The following is a 6,162-nucleotide window of genomic DNA, read 5'->3' on the forward strand; positions in this document are numbered from 1 at the left end:
TCCCTCCGTTCTTACAACCGAAACCCCTTCTTGAGCGTCAGGAGTCCGATTAGAATTACGATCAATAGTAACACAATCGTAGCCCCCGGCGCCAAGTTGAACAAGCCTGCGGCGACGAGGCCGAGCAGCACGGCCGTCTCCGAAAATACGATCGCCCATACGATAGAGCGCTTAAAGCTTCGGCCGATCAAGAGGCTCGAGGCGACGGGAATCGTCAGCAGCGCCGAGACGAGCAGCGCGCCGAGAATTTTAATAGAGACCGAGATGACGAGCGCCGTCAACGCCGTCAGCGTCAAGTTCAGCGCCCGCACCGGCAAGCCCCCGACGCTCGCGGCGTCTTCGTCGAACGTCAGCAAGAAATATTCCTTCCCATGAAACGCGATCACGCCGAACACGACGATCGTTACGCCGAAGATCGTGTACAAATCTACTGCATCCAGCGAATAAATACTTCCGAAAAAGTAACTCGTCACGTTGATGTTAAAGCCCTGCCCTAAGGTGAAGAGGAACGTCGCCAGCGCCACGCCGCCGGACATAATGATCGCGATCGACAGCTCGGCGTAGGTCCGATACGCGCTGCGAAGCCGTTCGATCGCGAAGGCGGCGACGAGCGAAAACACGAGTCCGACGCCGACCGGATAGACGCCCAGAAGAAATCCGAGCGCGATGCCGGCGATCGAGACGTGCGCGATCGTATCCCCGATCATCGATAACCGGCGCAGCACCAAATACATGCCGAGCAGCGGCGCCATGCCGCCGATTAACAGCCCACCGACAAGCGCGCGCTGGAAAAACGGGAACGCGAAAATATCCCACATGAAAGATGCGTCCCCTTTCTTTTATTGGTACACCAAAACCGGCTCGCCCGCCCCCGGCCAATCTTTGAGCGCGTGGGTCAAGTCGGTTTCGCGGCAGGACGCGGCGTTTTCCATCGACTTTACGTAAAACTTCAGCTTCCCGCTCGTGAGGATCGGCCGATCCCCGAGGTATGCCCGCATCTGGTCGACGTCGTGGGACACCATTAGGAACGTAATATTATGATGGGCATGCATATGGCGAAGCATCGAGAAGAACGCGCGCTGCGTCTCCGCGTCGATGCCGACCGTCGGCTCGTCGAGTACGAGCAGCTCCGGATTGCCGACGAGCGCCCGCGCGAGGAAGGCGCGCTGCTGCTGGCCGCCCGACAGCTGCCCGATGCGGCGCTCCGCGAGATCGCCGATTTGCAGCGCGTAAAGCGCATCGTCGCAGCGCTGGCGATCCTGCGCCGTGATGCGCCGATACAGCTTTCGCTTGCCGTATAAGCCGGAGAGCACCACCTCGCGCACCGTCGCCGGGAACAGCGGATTGAGCGCGTTCTTCTGCGGGACGTACCCGATGCGATGCCATTCGTCGAATTCGCGAATCGGCTTGCCGAACAGCGTCAATTCGCCGGACGTCGGCTTGAGGAGCCCCACTAGCGTCTTTAGCAGCGTCGTCTTTCCCGCTCCGTTGGAGCCGATCAGACCGACGAAATCCCGAGCGTGCACATCAAAGCTGAGATCGTCGATAACCGTCTTCCCGTCGTACGCATAGCTCAGGTTCCTCACGCCGATGATCGTCGACATGTCTGATCCCTCCTTCGTTTTTTTACTGGAACGCCTTCGTCAGCTGATCCAAGTTTTTCTTCATCAAGCTTATATACGTTTCGCCGGCCGCCGCTTCGGCCTGCGTCAATCCTTCGAGCGGATGGAGCGGCAGCGTCTCGACGCCGAGATCCTTGGCGAGCGTCTCCGCCAGGCGGCTGGATACGAGTTCCTCCGTGAAAATGTATTTGACGTCGTGCTCTTTCACGAACTCGCTGATCCGCTTTAAGTCCTGCGCCGTCGGCTCGCTTTCCGCCGCGATGCCCATCATCGGCATCTGCGTTACTCCGTAATCCCGCGCCAAGTAACCGAACGCCTGATGGGAGACGACCATCTCCTTGTTGGCCGCGGCGGACAGCCGGTCCGTATAGGCAGCGTCGAGCGCCGTCAGCTCCGCCTTGAGCGCCTCGTAGTTCGCTTCGTATTCCGCGGCATGCGCCGGATCGGCCGTTTGCAAGCCTTCAAGAATATTCGCCGCCATCTGCAGCGCGGACCGCGGGCTCAGCCACGTGTGCGGATCGTACGCCCCATGGTCGTGGCCTTCTTCGGCGTGCGCTTCTTCCTCGTGAGCGTGTTCCTCTTCGGCATGCTCCTCTTCTTCGTGCGCATGCTCCTCTTCGGCGTGCGCCGCTTCCTCGTGCGCATGCGCGTCGCCGGCCTCCTCGGACGCCTCGATCAATTCGATGCCCCGGCTCGCTTCGACGATCACGACGCCTTGCGTATCGAGGCCGCCGAGGACGTCATCCGTCCAGCCCTCGAAGCCGGCGCCTTGGTATACGAACACCTGCGCACGCGCAATATTTTTCATATCTTGGCTCTTCGGCGTCCAATCGTGCGGCTCCACGCCCGCCGGGATCATATTGATCGCGTGCACCCGTTCGCCGCCGATCGTGCGGGCGAAGTCGTATAACGGAAAGAACGACGTGACGACGTTCACCTTGTCCGATTGCGTCGCGCCGCCTTGCGTCGCGCAGCCCGCGACGGCGAGCGCCGCCGCCAATGCCATTGCCGTTCGTGCTATTTTCCTTCGTATCCTCATCTGAACCCTCCGCGAATATCGCCGCACGTCTGCGCCAACTTAATCGTAAACGTTTCGATTTACTTACAGATTATACGGCGACAGCGGAAAAGATGTCAACGACTTTAATCGTAAGTCTTACTATTTAACCTTCGCGCCGTTCGGAATGTCGCCTTCCACCGTGGCGAGCGTCAGCTTGTCGCCGAACGAAGCGGCCAAAATCATCCCCTGCGACAGCTCCCCGCGCAGCTTCACGGGCTTCAAGTTCGTCACGCAGATGATCTTCTTGCCGACGAGCGCTTCCGGCTGATAATACATGGCGATGCCGGAGACGACCTGCCGCCGTTCCGTCCCGAGGTCGAGCTGCAGCTTCAGCAGCTTATCCGCCTTCGGCACCGGCTCCGCCGCGACGATCTCGGCGACGCGCAGCTCGACCTTCGCGAACTCGTCGATGCCGATGAGCGCGACGCCCTCCGCTGCCGCGGACTCCTCGCCCTTCGGCGCCGAAGCGGCGGATGCCGCCTCGGCTTTCGGCTGCGGCGCCTCCGCGGGCGCGGCCCCGCCGCTCATCGACGAGACGATATACGCGATCTCCGCTTCCGGGTCGAGCCGCGGGAACATCGGCTCCGCCTTGCTGACGCGCGTGCCCGCCGGCAATCGGCCGAACGTCGACGCGCTCTCCCAGTCGAAATCCGCTTCGGCGAGGCCGAGCTGCGCTTGGATCGCCGCCGGCGTCTTCACCATGAACGGACGAATAAGCACGGAGACGATGCGCAGGCACTCGGCCAGATGGTACATGACCGAACCGAGCTGCTCCCGCTTTCCCTCCTCCTTGACGAGGCTCCACGGCTGCGTCTCGTCGATATACTTATTCGTTCGCGAGATCAGCTGCCAGATCGCCGTGAGCGCGACCGAAAACTGCATGCCGTCCATCGCCTCTTCGACCTTGCGCACGGTCGACGTCGCCGTCTCGACGAGCCCCGCGTCGTACGGCGTCGCGTTCGGCACGTACGCCGGAATGGCGCCGCGGAAATATTTGTCGATCATGACGATCGTCCGATTGAGCAAGTTGCCGAGATCGTTCGCGAGGTCGAAATTAATGCGCTCCACGAACGCCTCCGGCGTGAACGTGCCGTCGGTGCCGAACGGCACCTCCCGAAGCAGGAAGTAACGCAGCGCGTCGAGCCCGTATTTGTCGATCAGCACGACCGGGTCGATGACGTTGCCTTTCGATTTGGACATTTTGCCCTCTTTCGTAATGAACCAGCCGTGCGCGAACACCTTCTTCGGCAGCGGCTCCCCGAGCGCCATCAGCATGATCGGCCAATAAATCGTATGGAAGCGGACGATTTCCTTGCCGACGAGATGCACGTCCGCCGGCCAATAGCGCTTATACAGTTCATCGTCCCCGGAGCCGTACCCCAGCGCCGTAATATAGTTCGACAACGCGTCGATCCAGACGTACACGACATGCTTCGGATTCGCCGGCACCTTCACGCCCCAGTCGAACGTCGTCCGGGATACCGCGAGATCCTCGAGGCCCGGCTTGATGAAGTTATTGATCATCTCGTTCTTGCGCGACTCCGGTTCGATAAAGCCCGGATGTTGCTCATAAAATTGCACCAGCCGGTCGGCGTATTTGCTCATGCGGAAGAAGTAGCACTCTTCGCGCACCTTCTCGACCTCCCGGCCGCAGTCCGGGCACTTGCCGTCCACGAGCTGCCGTTCCGTAAAGAACGCTTCGTCCGGCGTGCAATACCAGCCCTCGTACGTGCCGAGATAAATATCGTCCTGATCGAGCAGCTGCTGGAAAATGCGCTCCACCGACGCCTTGTGCCGTTCCTCCGTCGTCCGGATAAAATCGTCGTGCGTAATTTCGAGCTTCGCCCACAAATCTTGAATGCCCGCGACGATGACGTCCACGTACTGCTGCGGCGTGACGCCCTTCTCCTTCGCTTTGCGCTCGATTTTCTGCCCGTGTTCGTCGGTCCCCGTCAAGAAGCGGACGTCGTAGCCGCGCAGGCGCTTATACCGCGCCATGACGTCGGCGGCCACTGTACTGTAGGCGTGCCCGATATGCAGCTTGTCGCTCGGGTAATAAATCGGCGTCGTAATATAAAACGTCTTCCTCGGTTCGTTCATCCGGCTCATTCCTCCATAGGCATAATAAAAAGCCCTCGTCCTCCTAGGGACGAGAGCTTGATTCGCTCACGCGGTACCACCCAATTTCCCGCTCGGCTTACGCCGCCGCGGCTCGATGCGTTCGGCGCTTCGCCGAACGTCGGTCCGATAACGCCGGACATGCGTGTCCGCCTTGCGCGGCCGGGTTCGGCCGGGCTCGACGGGCATTTCTCCGAGACCATCTTCCGACGCGCGGATTATGCCGGCTTTCACCGATCCCGGCTCTCTGCGATAATCGCTGTCGTCGTACTCATCTCTTCATGGAAAACGTTGGTGTTCAGTTATTCAACATCATAGAGTTTTCCCCGGGCGAAGTCAAGCGGCCGCTACGCCTCCCGCTTCGGCGGCACGGGGTCGATCCCGCCGGGATGGAACGGATGGCAGCGTGCGATCCGCTTCGCCGCCAGCCACCCGCCCTTCAGCGTACCGTGCACCTCGATCGCCTCGAGGGCGTAGGCGGAGCAGCTTGGGTAGTACCGGCACGATTTCGGCAGGAACGGGGAAATGACGTAACGATACAGATGGATCGGCGCTTGGACGAGCCGCTTCATCGGGCTTCCGCCTGATCGCCGCAAGCTTCGCAATAACCGAACAGTTCGAATTTATGCTTCACGACGTTGAAGCCTTGCGGCAGCTCCACCTGAATGTCGAGCGGGCAGAAGGGAACGGCGTACGTCTTCTCGCAATGCAGGCAGATCGCATGATGGTGGTGCCCGTGCTCGCGGCAGTGCGCCTTAAATTTCACGCCGTCCTCGAACACGAACTGCTCCAGCACGTCCATCTCCTGCAGCAGGCGCAGATTGCGGTAGACCGTATCGAAGCTGAGGCCGCCGTACGTCTTCCCCATCGCTTCGTATACGTCTTTCGCCGACAAATAGCCGGGCGCCTCCGCGAACAGCTTCGCGAGCGTTCTGCGCTGATCCGTCACCCGCAAGCCGCGCTTCGACATCGCGTCGATCATCTCTTGCGCCAGCATCCCGATCCCCTCCGCTCCTCGTGTTTGTTCCTTCTATGATGCACGAAATCGCGCCGCTCGTCAAAGCGAACGGCCTCGTCGACGCGCGCCCAGCCGGGCGACGTCGGCGCACAATCCCCGCCCCGGGATGTTGCGGCCTTCCGCGCGGCCGCGCTGTACCCGCTTATAAAGCGCCGCCTCCCGGATCGGCACCCAACGCTCCCCGGCCGGGGGCTTCTTTCGGGCGACGACGCACCGTTCGCCCGTTCCGCCTTCCGTATGGGCTACGATCCATACCCGATCGTCGAGCGGCGAAGGACTTCGCATCGGCGCCGCGGCGGCGCTCTTTTCGGTCGGGAGCGTTGGACATTTTGGACATTCCCGGC

General features: G+C 61.1%; 7 protein-coding genes. All 7 read right to left on the bottom strand.

Annotated features, from left to right (window positions below):
• Positions 1 to 11: 11 nt before the first annotated feature.
• Complete coding sequence (locus VEZ38_RS16440) at positions 12 to 818, bottom strand: metal ABC transporter permease (RefSeq protein ID WP_324895335.1); 807 nt, start codon at positions 816 to 818, stop codon at positions 12 to 14.
• A gap of 21 nt (positions 819 to 839) precedes the next feature.
• Entirely contained in the window at positions 840 to 1,604 is a 765-nt protein-coding gene (locus VEZ38_RS16445) for a metal ABC transporter ATP-binding protein (protein ID WP_324895338.1), read from the bottom strand.
• A 22-nt stretch (positions 1,605 to 1,626) separates the two neighbouring features.
• On the bottom strand, positions 1,627 to 2,661 hold the full coding sequence (locus VEZ38_RS16450) for a metal ABC transporter substrate-binding protein (protein WP_324895340.1): 1,035 nt from the start codon (positions 2,659 to 2,661) through the stop codon (positions 1,627 to 1,629).
• A gap of 120 nt (positions 2,662 to 2,781) precedes the next feature.
• Positions 2,782 to 4,782: a methionine--tRNA ligase gene (metG, locus tag VEZ38_RS16455; RefSeq protein ID WP_324895342.1), complete on the bottom strand. Its 2,001-nt coding sequence runs from the start codon at positions 4,780 to 4,782 to the stop codon at positions 2,782 to 2,784.
• 365 nt (positions 4,783 to 5,147) lie between these two features.
• The gene (gene yidD, locus VEZ38_RS16460; protein WP_324895344.1) at positions 5,148 to 5,372 is read right to left on the bottom strand and encodes a membrane protein insertion efficiency factor YidD; all 225 of its coding nucleotides are present in this window, start codon (positions 5,370 to 5,372) and stop codon (positions 5,148 to 5,150) included.
• On the bottom strand, positions 5,369 to 5,797 hold the full coding sequence (locus VEZ38_RS16465) for a Fur family transcriptional regulator (RefSeq protein WP_324895346.1): 429 nt from the start codon (positions 5,795 to 5,797) through the stop codon (positions 5,369 to 5,371). The genes yidD and VEZ38_RS16465 overlap by 4 nt, the downstream gene beginning before the upstream one ends.
• 60 nt (positions 5,798 to 5,857) lie before the next feature.
• On the bottom strand, positions 5,858 to 6,162 hold a 305-nt coding region (locus VEZ38_RS16470), incomplete at its 5' end, for a hypothetical protein (protein ID WP_324895348.1).

Source organism: Paenibacillus sp. (assembly GCF_035645235.1).
Classification (GTDB): domain Bacteria; phylum Bacillota; class Bacilli; order Paenibacillales; family YIM-B00363; genus Paenibacillus_AE.

What these genes read in the sequence shown, in the direction of transcription:
- VEZ38_RS16445 (WP_324895338.1), bottom strand. Translation starts at nt 1,604, where the DNA reads ATGTCGACGATCATCGGCGTGAGGAACCTGAGCTATGCGTACGACGGG.
- yidD (WP_324895344.1), bottom strand. Translation starts at nt 5,372, where the DNA reads ATGAAGCGGCTCGTCCAAGCGCCGATCCATCTGTATCGTTACGTCATT.
- metG (WP_324895342.1), bottom strand. Translation starts at nt 4,782, where the DNA reads ATGAACGAACCGAGGAAGACGTTTTATATTACGACGCCGATTTATTAC.
- VEZ38_RS16440 (WP_324895335.1), bottom strand. Translation starts at nt 818, where the DNA reads ATGTGGGATATTTTCGCGTTCCCGTTTTTCCAGCGCGCGCTTGTCGGT.
- VEZ38_RS16450 (WP_324895340.1), bottom strand. Translation starts at nt 2,661, where the DNA reads ATGAGGATACGAAGGAAAATAGCACGAACGGCAATGGCATTGGCGGCG.
- VEZ38_RS16465 (WP_324895346.1), bottom strand. Translation starts at nt 5,797, where the DNA reads ATGCTGGCGCAAGAGATGATCGACGCGATGTCGAAGCGCGGCTTGCGG.